General features: G+C 75.3%; 19 protein-coding genes. 9 read left to right on the forward strand and 10 right to left on the reverse strand.

Annotated features, from left to right (window positions below; all coding sequences use genetic code 11):
• Positions 1-120 precede the first annotated feature (120 nt).
• The 3 genes from ACSNN7_RS08550 (at position 121) to ACSNN7_RS08560 (ending at position 2,726) form a co-directional block, all read left to right on the forward strand.
• On the forward strand, positions 121-549 hold the full coding sequence (locus tag ACSNN7_RS08550; RefSeq protein WP_436680126.1) for an ATP-binding protein: 429 nt from the start codon (positions 121-123) through the stop codon (positions 547-549).
• A 78-nt stretch (positions 550-627) separates the two neighbouring features.
• Positions 628-1,824, forward strand: coding sequence for a PP2C family protein-serine/threonine phosphatase (locus tag ACSNN7_RS08555; protein ID WP_436680127.1), 1,197 nt, complete (start codon positions 628-630; stop codon positions 1,822-1,824).
• A 110-nt stretch (positions 1,825-1,934) separates the two neighbouring features.
• Entirely contained in the window at positions 1,935-2,726 is a 792-nt protein-coding gene (locus ACSNN7_RS08560) for an ANTAR domain-containing protein (RefSeq protein WP_436680128.1), read from the forward strand.
• Here the strand turns inward: ACSNN7_RS08560 and ACSNN7_RS08565 are convergent.
• Positions 2,680-3,048, reverse strand: coding sequence for an STAS domain-containing protein (locus tag ACSNN7_RS08565; RefSeq protein WP_436680129.1), 369 nt, complete (start codon positions 3,046-3,048; stop codon positions 2,680-2,682). The genes ACSNN7_RS08560 and ACSNN7_RS08565 overlap by 47 nt on opposite strands.
• Before the next feature lie 125 nt (positions 3,049-3,173).
• Entirely contained in the window at positions 3,174-4,034 is an 861-nt protein-coding gene (locus ACSNN7_RS08570; RefSeq protein ID WP_436680130.1) for a DUF3152 domain-containing protein, read from the reverse strand.
• Between the two features lie 153 nt (positions 4,035-4,187).
• Here ACSNN7_RS08570 and ACSNN7_RS08575 point away from each other — a divergent pair, with 153 nt between their 5' ends.
• From ACSNN7_RS08575 to ACSNN7_RS08590, 4 genes are all read left to right on the forward strand, one after another.
• The gene (locus ACSNN7_RS08575; protein WP_436680131.1) at positions 4,188-5,429 is read left to right on the forward strand and encodes a DUF2786 domain-containing protein; all 1,242 of its coding nucleotides are present in this window, start codon (positions 4,188-4,190) and stop codon (positions 5,427-5,429) included.
• 116 nt (positions 5,430-5,545) lie between these two features.
• Positions 5,546-5,905: a YciI family protein gene (locus ACSNN7_RS08580; protein WP_436680176.1), complete on the forward strand. Its 360-nt coding sequence runs from the start codon at positions 5,546-5,548 to the stop codon at positions 5,903-5,905.
• Positions 5,902-7,146: an RNA polymerase sigma factor gene (locus ACSNN7_RS08585; RefSeq protein WP_436680132.1), complete on the forward strand. Its 1,245-nt coding sequence runs from the start codon at positions 5,902-5,904 to the stop codon at positions 7,144-7,146. The genes ACSNN7_RS08580 and ACSNN7_RS08585 overlap by 4 nt, the downstream gene beginning before the upstream one ends.
• 29 nt (positions 7,147-7,175) lie before the next feature.
• The gene (locus tag ACSNN7_RS08590; RefSeq protein ID WP_436680133.1) at positions 7,176-7,811 is read left to right on the forward strand and encodes a dihydrofolate reductase family protein; all 636 of its coding nucleotides are present in this window, start codon (positions 7,176-7,178) and stop codon (positions 7,809-7,811) included.
• 12 nt (positions 7,812-7,823) lie between these two features.
• Here the strand turns inward: ACSNN7_RS08590 and ACSNN7_RS08595 are convergent, their stop codons facing one another.
• From ACSNN7_RS08595 to ACSNN7_RS08615, 5 genes are all read right to left on the reverse strand, one after another.
• Positions 7,824-8,324: a hypothetical protein gene (locus ACSNN7_RS08595; protein WP_436680134.1), complete on the reverse strand. Its 501-nt coding sequence runs from the start codon at positions 8,322-8,324 to the stop codon at positions 7,824-7,826.
• Between the two features lie 323 nt (positions 8,325-8,647).
• Entirely contained in the window at positions 8,648-8,821 is a 174-nt protein-coding gene (locus ACSNN7_RS08600) for a CsbD family protein (protein ID WP_334452516.1), read from the reverse strand.
• A 158-nt stretch (positions 8,822-8,979) separates the two neighbouring features.
• The gene (locus ACSNN7_RS08605; RefSeq protein WP_436680135.1) at positions 8,980-11,238 is read right to left on the reverse strand and encodes a heavy metal translocating P-type ATPase; all 2,259 of its coding nucleotides are present in this window, start codon (positions 11,236-11,238) and stop codon (positions 8,980-8,982) included.
• A gap of 14 nt (positions 11,239-11,252) precedes the next feature.
• Complete coding sequence (locus tag ACSNN7_RS08610) at positions 11,253-12,233, reverse strand: hypothetical protein (protein ID WP_436680136.1); 981 nt, start codon at positions 12,231-12,233, stop codon at positions 11,253-11,255.
• A gap of 32 nt (positions 12,234-12,265) precedes the next feature.
• A complete protein-coding gene (locus ACSNN7_RS08615; protein WP_436680137.1) occupies positions 12,266-12,475 on the reverse strand; it encodes a heavy-metal-associated domain-containing protein in 210 nt (69 codons plus the stop codon).
• Between the two features lie 94 nt (positions 12,476-12,569).
• Between ACSNN7_RS08615 and ACSNN7_RS08620 the strand changes: the two genes are divergently transcribed.
• On the forward strand, positions 12,570-12,869 hold the full coding sequence (locus tag ACSNN7_RS08620; RefSeq protein ID WP_154939970.1) for a metal-sensitive transcriptional regulator: 300 nt from the start codon (positions 12,570-12,572) through the stop codon (positions 12,867-12,869).
• Between the two features lie 107 nt (positions 12,870-12,976).
• Here ACSNN7_RS08620 and ACSNN7_RS08625 read toward each other — a convergent pair whose 3' ends face one another.
• The 3 genes from ACSNN7_RS08625 to ACSNN7_RS08635 form a co-directional block, all read right to left on the reverse strand.
• Positions 12,977-13,600: a DUF305 domain-containing protein gene (locus ACSNN7_RS08625; protein ID WP_436680138.1), complete on the reverse strand. Its 624-nt coding sequence runs from the start codon at positions 13,598-13,600 to the stop codon at positions 12,977-12,979.
• Positions 13,601-13,669: 69 nt separating this feature from the next.
• Positions 13,670-14,326 carry a hypothetical protein gene (locus tag ACSNN7_RS08630; RefSeq protein WP_436680139.1) on the reverse strand — a complete coding sequence of 219 codons (657 nt, stop codon included), beginning with the start codon at positions 14,324-14,326 and terminating at the stop codon, positions 13,670-13,672.
• A 29-nt stretch (positions 14,327-14,355) separates the two neighbouring features.
• Positions 14,356-16,389: a heavy metal translocating P-type ATPase gene (locus tag ACSNN7_RS08635; protein ID WP_436680140.1), complete on the reverse strand. Its 2,034-nt coding sequence runs from the start codon at positions 16,387-16,389 to the stop codon at positions 14,356-14,358.
• 306 nt (positions 16,390-16,695) lie between these two features.
• Here ACSNN7_RS08635 and ACSNN7_RS08640 point away from each other — a divergent pair, with 306 nt between their 5' ends.
• A complete protein-coding gene (locus tag ACSNN7_RS08640) occupies positions 16,696-18,045 on the forward strand; it encodes a YibE/F family protein (RefSeq protein ID WP_436680141.1) in 1,350 nt (449 codons plus the stop codon).
• Positions 18,046-18,166: the final 121 nt, after the last annotated feature.

Raw genomic sequence — 18,166 nt, forward strand, 5'->3', positions numbered from 1 at the left:
AAGGGTGCACCGGCCGGGGGTTCGGCGCGGGCCCGAGCCGCGGCCCGCGGCGGCCCGTTGTCCGGCTCACGACCCAGGCGAAGCGGCATAGGACGCGGCCACCGAGGGTACACCGGGATCATGGCACAGCTGCGTACCTCACCCCCGTCGCCGCAGGCCACCGAGCTGCGGCGGTGGCAGCTGTCCGGGCCGGCGGACCTGCGTGGCCTGCGCGCCTCCCTGCACCAGGCGCTGACCGGTGCGGAACTGCTCGCCGGGGAGCAGCTCGACGAGGTCCCCGAGCTGGTCGTGCTGGTCGCCACGGAACTGGCCACCAACGCCCTGCGGCACGGCATCCCGCCGACCATCGTGCGCCTGCTGGTCACCGAGGACCGGTTCATCCTGGACGTCGCCGACCACGACCTGAGCACCATCCCGGAACTGGTCGACACCCGCCCGATGGGGGCCGGCGGCCGGGGCCTGCAGATCGCCGAGGCCCTCTCGCTGGACGTCGGCTGGTACGCCACCGACCGCACGAAGAACATCTGGGCCTCCTTCCCCCGAAGCTGACGGCCCGGCGTTCGCAGCGGCGGCCGGCGGGGTACCCGGGACCGGCACTGACAGGTTGGGCGAGGGGTGGGGGGAGCGATGGCCGAGCGGGAAGCGCTGCACGGACTGCTGCACCACTCCCACCACGCCCGTGCGGAGGACCTGCCGCTGCTGGCCCGACGGATGGCCGCCCAGCTCGGCGCCACCGACATGCGCATCCATCTGGTCGACCACGAGCAGCGGGAGCTGTTGCCGATGGAAGACCGCGCCGGCGACGGGACTCCGCTGGCCGTCGACGGCACCCTCGCCGGACGGGCCTACGCGACGATGCGTCCGTACGCCGCCGACGGCGGGCCCGGGGCGGCGCGGCTCTGGGTGCCACTGCTGGACGGGCTGGAACGGATGGGCGTGGTCGAGGTGGTCTCCGCCGAACCGGTCCCCGCCGACCGGGTCGGTGAATTCGAGGCGGCCTGCGCGCTCCTGGCAGAGTTGGTGGTCACCCGCTCCAGCTACAGCGACACCGTGGAGCGGGTACGCCGCCGGGAGCCGATGCGGCTGGCCGCCGAGATGCTCCGCGCCCAACTGCCGCCGCTGAGCTTCTCCACCGGCAGCATGACCATCAGCGGCATCCTGGAACCCAGCTACGACGTGGGCGGGGACGCCTTCGACTACGCCGTCAACGGCGACCTCGCCCACCTGGCGCTCTTCGACGCGGTGGGGCACGGCTCGCACGGCGGCATGCGGGCGGTGATCCTCGCCAGCCTCGCGCTGGCCGCGTACCGCAACGCCCGGCGGGCCGGTCAGGACCTGATCGCCACCTACCACCACATCGACAGGGCGGTCCGCGACCACGACCGGCGGGGCCTGATCACCGGCGTGCTGGCGGTGCTCGACCAGCGCAACGGCCGGCTGCGGGTGATCTCCGCCGGGCACCCGAGCGGCCTGGTGCTGCGCCGGGGCCGGGTGGCGACCGTGCTGCCCACCCCGACCGCGCTGCCGGTCACCCTCGGCGAGCACCGGGCCCCGGTGGTGGTCGAGGAGGCCCTGGAGCCGGGGGACGATGTGCTCTTCTACACCGACGGGATCATCGAGGCGCGCTCCACCGACGGCGAGGCCTTCGGGGTGGACCGGCTGGTCGACTGCGCGGTCCGGGCGCTGGCCGACGACCTGCCGCTGCCGGAGACCGCCCGCCGCCTGGTGCACTCGATCCTCGCGTACCAGAACGACCAGCTGGGCGATGATGCCACCGTGCTGCTGGTGCGCTGGCACGGTCCGGCCGGACCGTCGTTGGCCTGATCACCGACGGGATTGACGGCGAACGCGCCTGGGTACCGGCGATTTCGTCAGGAACCGCGGCGGGGGCGGCGGCGTGCCGCAACCCCCGCCTGCGGTGGGAAGGAGGCACCGTGCCGGCCAACGAACAACCACACCCCCGTCCCGCCGCGGCCTCCCCAGACGGCCGGGACGGCCGCACCGGCGGCAACGCGCTAGCCGCCCGGCTCGCCGCGCTCGCCCGCGAGTTCCAGGGCGAGCGGACGGTGGAGGACACCCTCCGGGCCATCGTGCGGGCGGCCGTCGACACCGTGCCCGGCGCCTGGCACGCCGGAATCACCGAGATCGAGGGGCGGCGCCGGGTGAGCACCCCGGCCGCCACCGGCGAGGTGGTCCAGCGCATCGACCGGGCGCAGTACGAGACCCGGGAGGGTCCCTGCCTCACCTCGGCGTACACCGAGCGGACCGTCCGGCTGCCCGACGTGGCCACCGAGGAGCGCTGGCCGGCGTTCATCGTCCGGGCGCGGGAGCTGGGTGTGGGCAGCATGCTGTCGTTCCAGCTCTACGTCGCCCGGGACAACCTCGGCGCGCTCAACCTCTACGCCCGCGAGCCGCACGCCTTCACCGACGAGTCGGAGCGGGTCGGGCTACTCTTCGCCGCGCACTCGGCCGTGGCGGTCGCCGACGCCCGCCGACTGGACCAGCTGAGCCGGGCGCTGGACGTCCGCGACCTGATCGGCCAGGCCAAGGGCATCCTGATGGAACGGCACCGGCTCACCGGCGACCAGGCCTTCCAACTCCTGGTGACGGCGAGCCAACGGATCAACGTCAAGCTGGTCGACGTGGCTCGTGACCTGGTGGAGACGGGCGAGCTGAACGTCACCGGCCAGCCGGAGAGAGCCCGAGCAGGGCGAGCACCCCGGTGATCTCCAGGACCCGACGGACGACGGGTCGCACGTCGCCGGCCACGACCAGCGGGCAGCCCCGGGCGGCGGCCAGGGCGTACGCGTCGAGCAGGACGTGCACGCCGGAGGAGTCCAGGAACGGCACGTCGGCGAGGTCCACCTCGACCGGGGTGTCGGAGAGGCCGGCCAGCACGGCGTCCAGCGCCGCACGCAGCTCACCGGAGGTGGCGAGGTCCACCTCACCGGCGACGCTCACCCGCAGGAGTTCGCCGGCGGTGTTCGTCAGGGTGATCCGGAGGCCCCGCGCCGATGTCGGCACGAGGTGCCCGCGCTCGGTGTGCACTGCCTTGCTCCCTACGCCCACCGGGCCCGTTCCCTCGTAGCAGAAGGCAGAGACCAGCGCGTCGAGCCTAACCCCACCGGTCCGGGAACGCACGCGCCCGTCCCGTCCGCGGGACGGACGCGGGGTCAGTCCCCGGCCGGTACCGGGTCGTCGTACTCCCCCGGCGGACCGGTGTAGAGGGTCCCGTCGACGTACGGCCAGGCGTTCGGCGCGCAGCCGTGCAGCCCCAGCGTCTGCTGCTGCATCACCGGGGCCGGCGCGCCCCGCGCCGGGCAGAGCTCGTGCCCCGCACCGAGCCGGTGGCCCACCTCGTGGTTGAGCACGTACGCCCGGTAGGTCGCCAGGTCACCGCCGAATCCCGATGCCCCGCGCGCCCAGCGGGCCACGTTGACGACCACCCGGTCGCCGTTGCGGCAGGAGGTGTAGCGGTCGTCGGCGTCCCCGCACAGGTCGGCGCGGGTCGCCGGGGTGGTTAGCAGCACGGTGAAGTCGGCCGGGGTGGACGGGCCGACCCGTTGCAGCCGCCACCGGCCCCCGCCCGTCCAGCCTCGGCGGTCCGCGAGCACCACGGCCACCTCCCGGCCGAACCGTTCCACGTCCACCTCGTCGATGCCGCCCTCGACCGCCACCCGGTAGCGCAGCAGCTCGCCCGCGCGCCCGGCCACCGCGCCCTGCGCGGTGGCGGTCCGCCAGGTGCCCGTACCCCGATCGGGGTAGCGCAGGACGCGGGCGGTGGGGGTGGCCGCCGGGCGGCCCCGGGGCGGGGCGTCGGCCGGCGCGGCCACCGCCGCGCGGGCCGGCGCGGGCGCGCGGCGGACGTCGCCGACCAGGCCGCCGAGATCCAGCCCGCCGCGCCGGGCCGCCCAGGCACCGCCGCCCAGGCCGGCGACCACCAGCAGCACCAGCACCAGTACGCCCGCCCGGGCCCCGCGCCGACCGCGGTGCCGGCCCCGCTCGGTCGCCCCGCTCACCGTCAGGCTTGTCACCCTCGACCTCCGTCCGTTCGGGCAGGAGTACGCGAACGGGGCTCGGACGGATGAGTGATCGGGCCGCCGAATCCGGACCCGGTACCGTTGCCGGCAGACACTCCCGACGATCCGGACATCACCCGGGCGTCTCCCCCTCAGGAAGGACCACCCGTGCCGGACGTTGACGCCCTCATCGCCGCCGCGGTCGCGGCGGTGCGCGGCACCGACGTACGCGACGCGGAGCGGAAGCTGGACCGGCTCGTCGTCGGCACCGGCGCCACGGACGGCACGGCGGCGGTGGACGCCGCCCTTCTCGACCGCCTGGCGGGCGCTCTCGCCCGGCTCTGGTCGCGCGGCTGGCAGCCGGTCGACGTGGCCCGGATGGTGGCCCGTCGTCTCGGCCCGCGAGCCGGCCGGCTGGTCCGCGACGCGCTGGCCGCCGAGCGCCGCACCCCGGCCGGCGACGTCCCGCCGTGGTGGGACGAGCAACTCGACGGGCTGGCCGCCCGGGTGTGGTGGGACGACGACGCCGGCTGGCTGGGCCGCTGGGCCACCCGTGAGGGTGAGGACCGGATCACCGCGCTGCGCGACGCGGTCGAGGTGCTGGCCCTGCTGGACAGCCTGCCGCCGGTCGCGATGCTGCGCCCGCCGCCCGGCGGGGGCGGGTCGGCCGTCGCCCGGCGCGGCGCTGCCGGGCGCACCGGTTCGGTGATGCTCGACCGGGTCCGGGCGCTGCTGGCCAAGGCGGAGTCGACCACCTTCCCGGCCGAGGCGGAGGCGCTGACCGGCAAGGCGCAGGAGCTGATCGCCCGGCACAGCCTGGACCGGGCGCTGGTCGAGGCCACCGCGGAGCGCCCCGACCGGCCCGACGGGATGCGCCTGAGCACCGACGCCCCGTACGCGGGAGCGAAGGCGCTGCTGGTGCAGGAGGTGGCGACGGCGAACCGGTGCGAGTCGGTCTGGAACGACGATCTGGGCTTCGCCACCGTGCTCGGCTTCGCGGGCGACCTGGAGGCGGTCGAACTGCTTTACACGTCGCTGCTGGTGCAGGCCACCGCCGCGATGCTGCGCGGCCGCGCCGAGCGCGGGCGGGGCAGCAGCCGGCGGACCAAGGCGTACGACGAGTCGTTCCTGCACGCGTTCGCCCTGCGCATCGGCGAACGGCTGCGGGCGGCGACGGAGGCGGCCGACCGGCAGGCGGCCGAGGCGACCGGTCCGGAACGGCTGCTCCCCGTGCTGGCCGCCCGCTCCGACGCGGTGCGGGAGCGGATGGAGACGCTCTTCCCCGGCGTCACCCGGGCCCGGCTGACCATCCGGGACGCCGACGGCTGGCACTCCGGCACCTCCGCGGCCGATCGGGCGTCGCTGGGCCCCGGCGCGCCACCCGCCCGGCCGCTGCCCGGCCGGCGCTGACCACTCGGGCAGAATCTTCGCAGCGGCGGTGTCGGATCCACCGGGCCGGCTCCGACCACTTCCCGAGGGCCACGAACGGCGTGGCCACGCGAGGTCAGGAGCACCACGTGAAGTACATGTTGCTGATCTGGAACCGGCCCGGCTTCGTCGAGGGCCTCTCCGAGCAGGAGCGCACCGCGCTCTTCGGCGAGGTCGACGAGATCATGAAGGAGCTGACCGGGACCGGTGAGCTGGTCGGCGGTCAGGCGCTGGCCGACCCGTCGCAGACCCGTACCGTCCAGCTGCGGGGCGAGCGCCCCGAGGTGACCGACGGTCCGTTCATGGAGAGCAAGGAGCAGTTCGCCGGCTACCTGATGGTCGACTGCGACACCCCGGAGCGGGCCGTCGAGATCGCCGCGCGCTGGCCCGACGTCCGGATGGGCTTCGGCGTGCTGGAGGTGCGTCCGGTGATGGACGAGGCCGGGACCGAGATGTGACGCTCCGGGAGGTGGAGGACCTGCTGCGTGCGCTCGCGCCGCAGGTCCTCGGCATCCTGGTCCGCCGGCACGGCGCCTTCTCCGCCTGCGAGGACGCGGTGCAGGAGGCGCTGCTGGCCGCCGCCACCCAGTGGCCGGAGCAGGGCGTGCCGGACAATCCACGGGCGTGGCTGCTCACCGTCGCCGGCCGTCGGCTGACCGACGAGTGGCGCAGCGAGCGGGCCCGCCGGGACCGCGAGGTCGCCGTCGCGCTCCGGGAGCCGGCGTACGCGGCGGTCGCCCCGCCCGCGGACGAGTCGCCGTCCACCGCCGACGACAGCCTCACCCTGTTGTTCCTCTGCTGCCATCCGGCGCTGCCCCGGTCGGCGCAGCTGGCGCTGACCCTGCGCGCGGTGGGCGGGCTGAGCACCGCCCAGATCGCCCAGGCGTTCCTGGTGCCGGAGCCGACCATGGGCCAACGCATCCGTCGGGCCAAGCAGCGGGTCGAGGCGGCCGGCGCGCGGTTCGTCATGCCGTCGCCCGCCGAGCGCGACGAGCGGCTGCGCACCGTGCTGCACGTGCTGTACCTGATCTTCAACGAGGGCTACACCGCCTCCAGCGGCGCGGACCTGCACCGGGTCGAGCTGACCGGGGAGGCGATCCGGCTGACCCGCCAGCTCCGCCGGGCGCTGCCCGACGACGGCGAGGTGGCCGGCCTGCTCGCGCTGATGCTGCTCACCGACGCGCACCGGCCGGCCCGGACCGGGCCGGGCGGGGAACTGGTTCCGCTCGCCGAGCAGGACCGCAGCCGGTGGGACCGGCGCGCCGTCGCCGAGGGGGTGGCCCTGGTGACCGAGGCGCTGACCTGGTCGCCGCCGGGGCCGTACCAGCTCCAGGCGGCGATCGCGGCGGTGCACGCCGAGGCGCCCTCGGCGCAGGAGACCGACTGGCGGCAGATCGTCGCGCTCTACCGGGTGCTGGCGGCGGTGTCGCCGAACCCGATGGTCACCCTCAACCAGGCCGTCGCGGTGGCCATGGTGGACGGTCCGCGCGCCGGGCTCGCCCTGCTCGCCCCGCTCGACGCCGACGAGCGGATCGCCGGCCATCACCGGCTGGCCGCCGTCCGGGCCCACCTGCTGGAGCGGGCCGGGGAGCGGGAGGCGGCGCGGGAGGCGTACCTGCTGGCCGCCCGGCGGACCACCAGCCTGCCGGAGCGGCGCTACCTCGAGGTACGCGCGGCCCGCCTGGCGGGCGACCGATGACTTCCGGCGACGACGGGAGTCCACCCCGCATGGCTACGGTGAGCTGTCAGATATCGATGTCGCTGGACGGGTACGTGGCGGGGCCGGACCAGAGCCGGCAGGACCCGCTGGGCCGGGGCGGGCTGCGCCTGCACGAGTGGTTCTTCGGGCTGGACGCCTGGCGGGAGCGGCACGGGCTGGCCGGCGGGGAGCGCGGCGTCGACGCCGAGGTAATCGACGAGATGACCCGGGACGTCGGGGCGTACGTGATGGGGCGCCGGATGTTCGGCGGCGGCGACGGGCCGTGGGACCTCGACTGGACCGGCTGGTGGGGCGACGACCCGCCGTTCCGGACACCGGTCTTCGTGCTCACCCACCACCCCCGCGAGCCGCTGACCATGCGGGGCGGCACCGAGTTCCGGTTCGTCACCGAGGGGCTGTCCGCCGCGCTGCGCCAGGCGCGGGAGGTGGCCGGCGAGCGGGTGGTCTCGGTGGCGGGCGGCGCGAGCACGGTCAACCAGTGCCTGGCGGCCGGGCTGCTGGACACCCTCCAGCTGCACCTCGTCCCGATCGTGCTGGGGGGCGGCGAACGGCTCTTCGACGGCGTCGGCGACCCCCGGCTGGAGCAGGTGTCGGTGGTGGCCGGCCCGACGGTCACCCACCTGACCTACCGGGTACGACGCTGAGGGGTACGCCGGTCAGACGTGGCAGTCGCGGGTGAGCCGCTCGGGGATTCGGACGAAGCCCGTCGCCATCCACCTCGCCGGGCTGTCCGCCGCGGCGCCGGTGTCGATCTGCTTCGCGGCGTCGGTCACCAGCTCCCTGATCCGCGGGTCCTCCGCGTTGGCGGCCTGCTCCCGCACGTCGTCGGCGAGCGCGGCGAGACTGCCCTTGAGCTGGCCGTTGAGCTGCTCCGGGGTGAGCTGACGGCGGGTGGCCGCCGCCGAGTCGTCGGCGATCTTCCGGCTGCCCTCGATGATCAGTTGATCGACCTTGCGGCAGACGGCGGCGGTGTTGGCGGCGCTCGGGCCGCTCGGCGACGCGCTGGGGCCGGCGGTCGGTGCGAGGGTCGCGGCGGGGGTGGCGCTCGCGGTGGGCGTCGCGGCCTGCGGGTCGGCGGCGTCGTCACCGGCCTGCTGGCAACCGGCGGTGAGGGCCGCGCAGGCCAGGGCGAGCGCGGCGGCGGAGCGTCGGATCATGACTTCCCCGTTCGGGTGTCGACCGTCTCGGGTGGACGGTACGGGCCGGCCGGTGGGTGGGCGGGAACGCCCGACCCCGGCCGCTTCGGTCGGGACGCGGCGGACGCTGTCCTGGCAACGACCCCGGTCGCCCCCGGGACACGCGGGAGCCTTTCCCGCCCCGGGTCGTCCGCGCATTCTGCTCCGGTCTGGACTCCGGTCACCGTCCGCTGTCGGGCTCGACAGTGCCGCCGAGGCTCTCGGCGACGTCGGCCGGGCCGGGCCGGTGTGGCACGCAGCACGCCGGGCCGACGGATCGTCGGCCCGGCGCGCGGAAGCGTACGTCAGCTCTTGAAGGCGTCCTTGATCTTCTCGCCCGCCTGCTTGAGGTTGGACTTGGCCTGGTCGTTGCGACCCTCGGCCTCGAGGCGCTCGTCGTCGGTGGCCCGACCGACGCCTTCCTTGATCTTGCCGGCGGTGTTCTCGGACGCGTTGTCGATCTTGTCGTCGATACCCATGCGATCCTCCACGTAGCAGTTCCTCCGACGCTCCGGATGTACCCCACCCGCTCCGGACGGAAACCCACCGCACCGACGGGGTGATCACCCACGGTGACCCGCGGCGCGAACCACCGTTCCGGGCGCCGCCGACCCCGGGGGCCGGCGGCGCTCGCGGCTCAGGCGACCGGGCGGAACCCGCGCAGCCGGAGGCTGTTGGCCACCACGAAGACCGACGAGAAGGCCATCGCCGCTCCGGCGATCATCGGGTTGAGCAGGCCGGCGGCGGCCAGCGGCAGGGCGGCCAGGTTGTAGGCGAACGCCCAGAAGAGGTTGCCCTTGATGACGGCCAGGGTCCGCCGGGAGAGCCGGATCGCGTCCACCGCGGCGGTGAGGTCCCCGCGCACCAGGGTCAGGTCGGAGGCCTCGATCGCCACGTCCGTGCCGGTGCCCATGGCCAGCCCGAGATCGGCCTGGGCGAGCGCGGCGGCGTCGTTGATCCCGTCGCCGACCATCGCGACGGTCCGCCCCTCGGCCTGGAGCCGGGTGACCACGTCGACCTTGTCGGCCGGCAGCACCTCGGCGATCACCTCGTCGATGCCGACCTCGCCGGCCACCGCTCGGGCCACCGTGTCGTTGTCGCCGGTGAGCAGCACCGGCCTGAGCCCCAGGCCACGCAGCTTCTCGACCGCCGCCCGGCTGGTCGGCTTGACCACGTCGGCGACCGCGAGGACGCCCCGGGCCCGCCCGTCCCAGCCGGCCAGCACGGCCGTCCGACCGGCCGCCTCCGCCTCGCCCGCCGCCCGCACGACCTCCTCGGGTACGGCCAGGCCCCGCTCGCGCAGCAGCCGGAGCCGGCCGACGACCAGCTCGTGGCCGTCGACCGTGCCGGTGACGCCGAGCCCCTCGGCGTTCGCGAAGCCGGTGACCGGCGGCAGCGCGCCCGCCTCGGCGGCGCCCGCCGCGACCGCGCGGGCGATCGGGTGCTCGGAGCCGGCCTCCAGCGCCCCGGCGAGCCGGAGCAGCTCGCCGCGCTCGACCCCCGGGGCGGGGAGCACGTCGACCAGGGTCATCCGGCCGGTGGTGACCGTGCCGGTCTTGTCGAGCACCACGGTGTCCACCTGGCGGGTGGACTCCAGCACCTCCGGCCCCTTGATCAGGATGCCGAGCTGGGCTCCCCGACCGGTGCCGACCAGCAGCGCCGTCGGCGTGGCCAGGCCGAGCGCGCAGGGGCAGGCGATGATCAGCACGGCTACCGCGGCGGTGAACGCCACCGTCGGGCCCGCCCCGGTGCCGAGCCACCAGCCCAGCGTGGCCACGGCCAGGGCGATCACGACCGGGACGAAGACGCCGGAGATCCGGTCGGCCAGCCGCTGCACGGCCGCCTTGCCGGTCTGCGCCTGCTCCACCAGCTTCGCCATCTGCGCGAGCTGGGTGTCCGCGCCGACCCGGGTGGCGGTGACCACCAGCCGGCCGCCCGCGTTCACCGTGGCGCCGACCACGGTGTCGCCCGGGCCGACCTCGACCGGTACCGACTCCCCGGTGAGCATGCTGGCGTCGACGGCGGAGGTGCCCTCGTCCACCACGCCGTCGGTGGCGATCTTCTCGCCGGGGCGGACCACGAACCGGTCCCCCACCGCGAGCTGGTCGACCGGGATCCGGCTCTCCTCGCCGCCGCGCAGCACCGCGACGTCCCGGGCGCCCAGCTCCAGCAGGGCGCGCAGGGCGGCGCCGGCGGTCCGCTTGGAGCGGGCCTCGAAGTACCGGCCGGCGAGGAGGAACACCGTGACGCCGGCCGCCGCCTCCAGGTAGATGTTGCCGGCCCCGTCGGTGCGGGTGATGTCGAGCCGGAACGGGTGGGTCATCCCGGGCATCCCGGCGTCGCCGAGGAAGAGCGCCCAGAGCGACCAGCCGAACGCGGCCAGGGTCCCGAGCGAGACCAGGGTGTCCATGGTGGCCGCGCCGTGCCGCAGGTTGATCCAGGCGGCCCGGTGGAACGGCAGCCCGCCGTAGACCACCACCGGGGCGGTCAGGGTCAGCGACAGCCACTGCCAGTAGGTGAACTGCCAGACCGGCACCATGGCCAGCACGATCACCGGCACGGTCAGCGCGACCGAGACCCACAGCCTGGTGCGCAGGCCGCGCAGCTCGTCGGCCGGCTCGGCCGCCGGCTGGGCCGTTCCGGCCGGGGTGGGCGGGGGCGGCACGACGGCGGTGTAGCCGGTCTTCTCCACCGTGGCGATGAGGTCGTCCGGGCTGACCTCGTCGGCGTACCGGACGGTGGCCTTCTCGGTGGCGTAGTTGACGGTGGCGGTCACGCCCTCCATCCGGTTGAGCTTCTTCTCGATCCGGGCGGCGCAGGACGCGCAGGTCATCCCGCCGATGGAGAGCTCGATCAGGTGGGGTGCGACCGGCAGGGACTTCGCGGTCGAGGTCATCGCGGCGCCTCCGATCAGTTGTGCCCGTGACCGGGGGCGCCGTGGTCGGCGCCGGTGGTCGGGGCGGGAGCGGCCGGGACGGTCGTCGGGGCCGGTGGCACGGCACCGGCCGGCACGGTGAACTCGGCGGTGCGCACCGTGCCGCCGTGCTTGAAGTCGAGGTAGAGCCGGTAGCTGCCGGCCGAGGGCACCTCCGCGGCGAAGGTCACCGCCGGCCCGGCCGGGGTGCGCCCGTCACCGGGTACGCCCTCCGGGTGCACGTGCAGGTACGCCAGGTCGCCCTGCCGCAACGCCACCAGGTGCCCGTACGCCCCGAGGTACGGCTCCAGGTCGGTGACCGGCTTCCCGTCCCGGCTGACGGTCAGGGTCAGCCGGCTGGTGCGCCCCGGCTCCGGGGTGCCGGCGAGGGTGACGGTGTAGCCGTCGACCGTGGTGCTGGTGGCCGGGGCCGGCAGCGGCCGGGGCTGGAGCGGGCCGGGGACGGCCACGTCGACCCCGAGGGTGAGCGGCTCGCCGCCGGACGGCGTGAAGTCGGCGAAGGCGCGCCAGACGCCCGGCCCGCTCAGCGGGGAGTCCACCCGCCAGGTGCCGTCGGCGTCCAGCTCGGGATGAACGTGCCGGAAGCCGGACAGGTCGCGCTGCGCGACGATCAGGTGCATCCGCTTGTCGTGGGCCACCTCGTAGCCGGTCACCGGCGCGCCGTCGGGACCGGTGATCCGGAAGGCGAACTGCCCGGCCGGGGCGTCCACCGGCTGCATCGTGTAGCCGCGGTCGGAGACGAGCAGGCCGCCGGGCAGGTGCACCGCCGCGGCGGTGGCGGCACCGCCGCGGGGGTCGGCGCCGTGCGAGTCGGCGCCGTGGCCGGCACCGGCGGGGTCGTGGCGGGCGTCGGCGACCGGCGTGACGGGGTCGGTCAGGTGGCCGACCCCGTACGCCGCGCCGAACACCGCCGCGAGGCCGAGGGCGAAACCGCTCAGCTTCGTCGCCGTGTTCATCCTGCTACCTCGGTTTCCTCGGGTGGTCCCCGTCACGCCTCGACGAGGTCGTATCCGGCCTCGTCGACGGCGGCGCGGACGGAGTTGGTGTCCAGCGGGCTCTCGCTGGTGACGGTGACCCGGCCGGAGGCCAGGTCCACCTGGACGTCCCGGACGCCCTCGATCGCGCTCACCTCGGTGCTGACCGAGTTCACGCAGTGCCCGCAGGTCATGCCCTGTACCTGGTACGTGGTGGTGACCATGGCCGCTCTCCTCTCGCCTCCATGCTATACCCCCCAGGGGTAGCTCTCCGGAGGACCGTAGCATACCCCCCAGGGGTACGCTATCCTGGTCGGCATGACCACACCGAGCACCCCGACCCGGGGCTACACCGCCAGCAAGGACCAGCTGCTCGCGCGGCTGCGCCGTGTCGAGGGCCAGGTCCGCGGCGTGGAGAAGATGGTCGACGACGACCGCTACTGCATCGACGTACTGACCCAGATCTCAGCGATCCAGGCCGCGCTGGACAAGGTGGCCCTCGGCCTGCTCGACGGCCACGCCCGGCACTGCATGCACGAAGGGGCCGCCGAGGGCCGCGCCGACGAGATGGCCGCCGAGATGATGGCTGCCGTCGGTCGCCTGATGAAGCGCGGCTGACCGGTCCACGACCGGTGCCGGCGCGCCGGGACGGGTCGCGGCGCGGGCGCGCCGACCGACCGTGACGCCCGGAGCGGCGAAGGCTCCGGGCGCCCCGGCGGTGACGGTCAGAGCCGGGCGAGCATCTTCCGCATGGTGTCGATCTCACCCTGCTGGGACGTGACGATCTGCTGCGCCATCGCCTTGGCATCGGCATCGGCGCCCCGGGCGAGCTCCTCCTTCGCCATGGTGATCGCGCCCTCGTGATGGGCGATCATCATGGTCAGGAACTGCCGGTCGAACTCCTGACCGGAGGCGTCGGCCAGCTTCCTCATGTCGGCGTCGGACATCATGCCGGGCATGCCGTGGTCCTCGTGCCCGCCGTGCGGGCTGCCGGACGGGACGGGCCGGCCCCACGCGGCGAGCCAGCCGGTCATGGTGGCGATCTCCGGCGCCTGGGCGGCCTTGATCTGCGCGGCGAGGCGCTTGACCTCGGGTTCCCGCGCCCGGCTGTCGGCCAGCTCCGACATCCGCACCGCCTGCTCGTGGTGCGGGATCATCATCTGGGCGAACATCACGTCGGCGTCGCCGAAGGCGGCGGACCCGCTCGCCGACGGGCCGGCGGTGGCGCCCGCGCCCGGCATGTCGTGGCCGGCCGAGTGGTTCCCGCCGCCGCAGGCGGCCAGGGCGGCAGCGACGCCGAGGGTCACGCCGGCCAGGGCGGCACGGCGCGCGATGGTACGAGTGGACACGATCGAAACCTTTCGGTGTGGGTACGTACGCGACGGACTCCGGACGCGGCGTGGCCGCGTCAGGTCGTCCTATCTGCGCAGCACCGACACCGTGGCGAGGCGGAGACCGACCGGGTCCGGAGGCGGGGCGCGGGGCCCGCGCGAGGGCCGGCGTGGCCGGCGGGTCGCTCCGGCGGCGCGGGCGCGGCGGAGCAGCAGGGCCGCCAGCAGCAGCGTCACCGTGACGGCACCGAGCACCGCCAGGCAGACGCTCCAGCCGCTCGGGGCGCCCGAGGGTGGGTCGGCCGGCAGCGCCAGCGTGCCACCCGCGCTCGCCTCGGCAGCCGTCCGCCGGCAGTCGGCCCCGGCGCAGTCCTGACCGGCCGCTAGGTCGGCGACGTGCTCGGGACCCGGCACCAGCGTGACCGCGGCACTCCCGGCACCCTGCACCGGCGCGACGGTGACGTGGCCGGCGCCCGACACCGGCGCGACGGCGGCGTGGGCGGCGCCCGACACCGGCGCGACCGCGGCATGGGCGGCCGGGACCCCGTCAGCCGGGGCGGCAGGCGCGGCCGGTTCGGGGCGGGTGGCGGTCGGCGACGAGCCGACGGCGTGGCCGTCGGAGTGGGACGCGGTGGAGTGCGTGCCGTGGCCGATGGTGTGCATGGCGGCCAGGCCGAGCAGGGTGCAGGCGAGCAGCAGTAGCCGGGCCCACCACCCGGACGGCCACGCCGTCGCCGCACGCACCCGATCACGCTAACCGACCGCTGCCCGGATCAGAGGCGTACCCGGCGCAGGAGCTGGGCGTTGAGGGCCACCACGATCGTCGAGGCGGACATCAGCGCCGCCGCGAGCGCCGGGCTGAGCGCCACGCCCGCCCCGGCCAGCACGCCGGCCGCCACCGGCAGCGCCACCACGTTGTAGCCGGCCGCCCAGGCCAGGTTCTGCCGCATCTTCCGGTACGCCGCCCGGCTCAGCCGGACCACCCCGGCGACGCCGCGCGGGTCGGACGAGGCGAGCACCACCCCGGCCGACTCGATCGCCACGTCGGTGCCCGCCCCGATGGCGATCCCCACGTCGGCCCGGGCCAGCGCCGGCGCGTCGTTGACCCCGTCGCCGACCATCGCCACCCGCCGCCCCCGGCGTTGCAGCTCGATCACCTTCTGGTCCTTGTCGGCGGGCAGCACCTCGGCGAAGACCTCGTCGACGCCGGGCCGGAAGCCGAGGTCTTCGGCGACCGCCTCGGCCACCTCCCGGGCGTCTCCGGTGATCATGGCGATGCTGGGGACCCCCTCGGCGCGCAGCTGGGCGATCGCCTCCCGCGCCTCGGGGCGTACCTCGTCGGCGAGGGCGAGCAGGCCCAGGACGGTGTCGGGCAGGCGGACCAGGTGCAGCACCGCCGCGCCGCGCTCCGCCCAGCGCCGGGCCGCCGGCTCCAGCTCCCCGGGCAGCTCCAGCCCCTGTTCCCGCAGGAGCGCGGGGCCACCGACCGCGTACGGCGTGCCGTCGATGTCGGCCCGGACACCGCGCCCCGGCAGCGCACGGAAGCCGGCGGCCGCCGCCGGGCCCCCGCGCTCGGCGGCGGCCGCGACGATCGCCCGGGCCAGCGGGTGCTCGCTGTCCACCTCGACCCCGGCGGCGAGCCGCAGCACCTCGTCCTCGCCGGTTCCCGGGGCGGCGGCCACCCCGACCACCGCGTGCTCACCCTTGGTGAGGGTGCCGGTCTTGTCGAAGAGCACCACGTCCACGGTGCGCATCCGCTCCAGCGCGAGCCGGTCGCGGACCAGCACCCCGGAGCGGGCGGCCAGCGCGGTGGAGAGCGCGATCACCAGCGGGATGGCCAGGCCGAGCGCGTGCGGGCAGGCGATCACCAGGACCGTCACGGTCCGGACCACCGCCTCGTCCCGCTCGCCCAGCGCGGTCCACGCCAGGACGGTCAGCACGGCGGTGCCGGTGGCGAGATAGAAGAGCCAGGCGGCGAAGCGGTCCGCCAGCACCTGCGCCCGCCCGCCGGACTGCTGCGCCTGCGCCACCAGGCGCTGGATGCCGGCCAGCGTGGTCTGGTCGCCGACCGCGTCGACGCGTACCCGGATCGCCGAGTCGGTGGCGACGGTGCCGGCCACCACCCGGTCGCCGACCGCCCGCGACACCGGGCGGGACTCGCCGGTGACCATCGACTCGTCCAGCTCGGCGGCGCCGTCCACGATCCGCCCGTCGGCCGGCACCCGGCCGCCGGGGCGGACCAGCACCACGTCCTCGACGCCCAGCTCGGCCACCGGCACCCGCTCGACGCCACCGTCCGGGCCGACCCGCTCGGCGTCGTCGGGCAGCAGCGCGGCCAACGCGGCGAGCGCGCCCCGCGCCTGGCCGATCGCCTTCATCTCCTGCCAGTGCCCGAGCAGCATGACGGTGACCAGGGCGGCCAGCTCCCACCAGAAGTCCAGCGCGAACGCGCCCAGGCTGGTGGCGAGCGAGGCGGCGTACGCGACGGTGATCGCCATCCCGACCAGCAGCATCATGCCCGGGGCCCGGTCGCGCACCTCGCGGACGGCCCCGACCAGGAACGGCCGGCCGCCCCAGAAGAAGACCACCGAGCCGAGCACCGGCCCGACCAGGGACCGGCCGGGGAACTCCAGCGAGTAACCGAACCAGTCCATCACCATGTGGCTGGTGACGACGACAGGCAGGGTCAGCGCCAGGCACAGCCAGAACCGGCGGCGGAACATCTCCGGGTCATGGCCGGCGTGCTTGTCGTGGCCCCGATGCCGGCCCGGCGCCGGGTGCCGGGCAGCTCCGGCGTGCTGGTCCATGCCCCCAAGATGCCCGGGGTGCGCGCCGCCGGTGGTGCGAACCGGGCGGACTAACAGCGAACCTGGCTACGATTCTCCGGCCATGACACTCCGCCCGCCGCCGCCGCGGCCCCGCGTACCGCGCCGGGGTCCGTTGCCGTGGCGAACCACCCGGGCGGCCCGCCGACCACGCCGCCCGCTCACCCTGCGTGAACACGCTGGCACCCGGGGGCGAGACCCCGGTACGCGTCCCGGTGCACACCGCCCGCCGGTGAACCGACCGGCCGGCTGACACGTACTCCGCCCTGGATCGTTGGGAGACTCGCAATGGGCGCCGACCACACCCGTCCCGCTCCGTCCGCCCCGCCCGGGGTGCGGCGGATCCTCGTCGCGACGGTGGTCCCGCTGTTCGTCGTCACGGTGATCGCCGCGCTGGCGCTCTGGCCGCGCGACTCCCGGCAGACCGACGGCGGGGCCGAGCCGCCGCGCCACCACGGGACGGTGACCCGGGTGCTGACCGAACCCTGCCCGCCGGCACCCGAGGTTCCCGACGGGTCGCCCGGCGCGGCCGAGGGTCCGTGCGGGACGGTCACGGTCAAGGTCGAGCAGGGCCCGGACAGCGGGCAGCTGGTGCAGACCCAGGTGCCGTCCGGCCCGGGCGCACCGACCGTGGCGGTGGGCGACGAGGTGGTGCTGGTCCAGCTCTCCGACCCGGCCGACCCCACCGCCAGCAGCTACCAAATCGCCGAGCACCAGCGGGGCAAGCCGCTGATCTGGCTGGTCGCGCTCTTCGCGGCGGCGATCGTGGCGTTCGGCCGACTGCGCGGGCTGGCCGCGCTGGCCGGGCTGGGCGCCAGCTTCGCCATCCTGCTCACCTTCGTCGTACCCGGCATCGCCACGGGCGGCTCGCCGCTGCTGATCGCCATCACCGGCTCGGCGCTGATCATGTTCGTGGTGCTGTACCTGACCCACGGGATCACCGCACAGACCTCGGTGGCGGTCCTCGGCACGCTCGGCAGCCTGGTGCTGACCGGGCTGCTCGGCAGCCTGGCCACCGCCGCCGCCCACCTGACCGGGTTCGGCAGCGAGGAGGCCACCACGCTGTCGCTGTACCAGCGCGACGTCGACCTGCACGGGCTGCTCCTGGCCGGCATCATCATCGGCTCGCTCGGCGTGCTCGACGACGTCACCGTCACGCAGGCCGCCACGGTCACCGAGCTGTCGCACGCCAACCCCGGCCTGTCCCGCACCCAGCTCTACCGGGCCGCCACCCGGGTCGGCCGGGCGCACATCGCCTCCACGGTCAACACCATCGTGCTCGCGTACGCGGGCGCGTCGCTGCCGCTGCTGCTCCTGCTCACCGCCGACAGCCGGCCGGTGAGCCAGATCCTCACCAGCGAGTTCCTGGCCCAGGAGATCGTCCGCAGCGCGGTGGCGACGCTCGGCCTGATCGCCGCCGTACCGCTGACCACCGCGCTGGCCGCGCTGGTCGCCACCGCCGGGCGCGGCCCGGCACCCGATCCGGTGCCGGGCGACGGCCCGGCGCCGACGCCCCGCCCCTCCGCCGACCGGGACGCGGCGCTCGAGGCGCTGAGCGCCACGCGCCCCGGCGGACCGTCCACCCCGGCCCCCGCACGGTGGCCCGACCCGGAAAGGAGCACGGACACCGCATGGTGAAACTCCGCTGCGTGACCGACGCCGACGCGGAACCTGACGAACGCGTCACTCGTCACGTACCGCCACGACGAAATAACGCTTTTAGTCGGGTTCTGGACGTAGATCCCCGGTACGACTCTCA

The sequence above is a fragment of the Micromonospora sp. URMC 105 genome (genome assembly GCF_051386295.1).
In the GTDB taxonomy this organism is placed as follows: Bacteria; Actinomycetota; Actinomycetes; order Mycobacteriales; family Micromonosporaceae; genus Micromonospora.

What these genes read in the sequence shown, in the direction of transcription:
- ACSNN7_RS08550 (WP_436680126.1), top strand. Translation starts at nt 121, where the DNA reads ATGGCACAGCTGCGTACCTCACCCCCGTCGCCGCAGGCCACCGAGCTG.
- ACSNN7_RS08555 (WP_436680127.1), top strand. Translation starts at nt 628, where the DNA reads ATGGCCGAGCGGGAAGCGCTGCACGGACTGCTGCACCACTCCCACCAC.
- ACSNN7_RS08580 (WP_436680176.1), top strand. Translation starts at nt 5,546, where the DNA reads ATGTTGCTGATCTGGAACCGGCCCGGCTTCGTCGAGGGCCTCTCCGAG.
- ACSNN7_RS08590 (WP_436680133.1), top strand. Translation starts at nt 7,176, where the DNA reads ATGGCTACGGTGAGCTGTCAGATATCGATGTCGCTGGACGGGTACGTG.
- ACSNN7_RS08595 (WP_436680134.1), bottom strand. Translation starts at nt 8,324, where the DNA reads ATGATCCGACGCTCCGCCGCCGCGCTCGCCCTGGCCTGCGCGGCCCTC.
- ACSNN7_RS08600 (WP_334452516.1), bottom strand. Translation starts at nt 8,821, where the DNA reads ATGGGTATCGACGACAAGATCGACAACGCGTCCGAGAACACCGCCGGC.
- ACSNN7_RS08605 (WP_436680135.1), bottom strand. Translation starts at nt 11,238, where the DNA reads ATGACCTCGACCGCGAAGTCCCTGCCGGTCGCACCCCACCTGATCGAG.
- ACSNN7_RS08610 (WP_436680136.1), bottom strand. Translation starts at nt 12,233, where the DNA reads ATGAACACGGCGACGAAGCTGAGCGGTTTCGCCCTCGGCCTCGCGGCG.
- ACSNN7_RS08615 (WP_436680137.1), bottom strand. Translation starts at nt 12,475, where the DNA reads ATGGTCACCACCACGTACCAGGTACAGGGCATGACCTGCGGGCACTGC.
- ACSNN7_RS08620 (WP_154939970.1), top strand. Translation starts at nt 12,570, where the DNA reads ATGACCACACCGAGCACCCCGACCCGGGGCTACACCGCCAGCAAGGAC.
- ACSNN7_RS08635 (WP_436680140.1), bottom strand. Translation starts at nt 16,389, where the DNA reads ATGGACCAGCACGCCGGAGCTGCCCGGCACCCGGCGCCGGGCCGGCAT.
- ACSNN7_RS08640 (WP_436680141.1), top strand. Translation starts at nt 16,696, where the DNA reads ATGGGCGCCGACCACACCCGTCCCGCTCCGTCCGCCCCGCCCGGGGTG.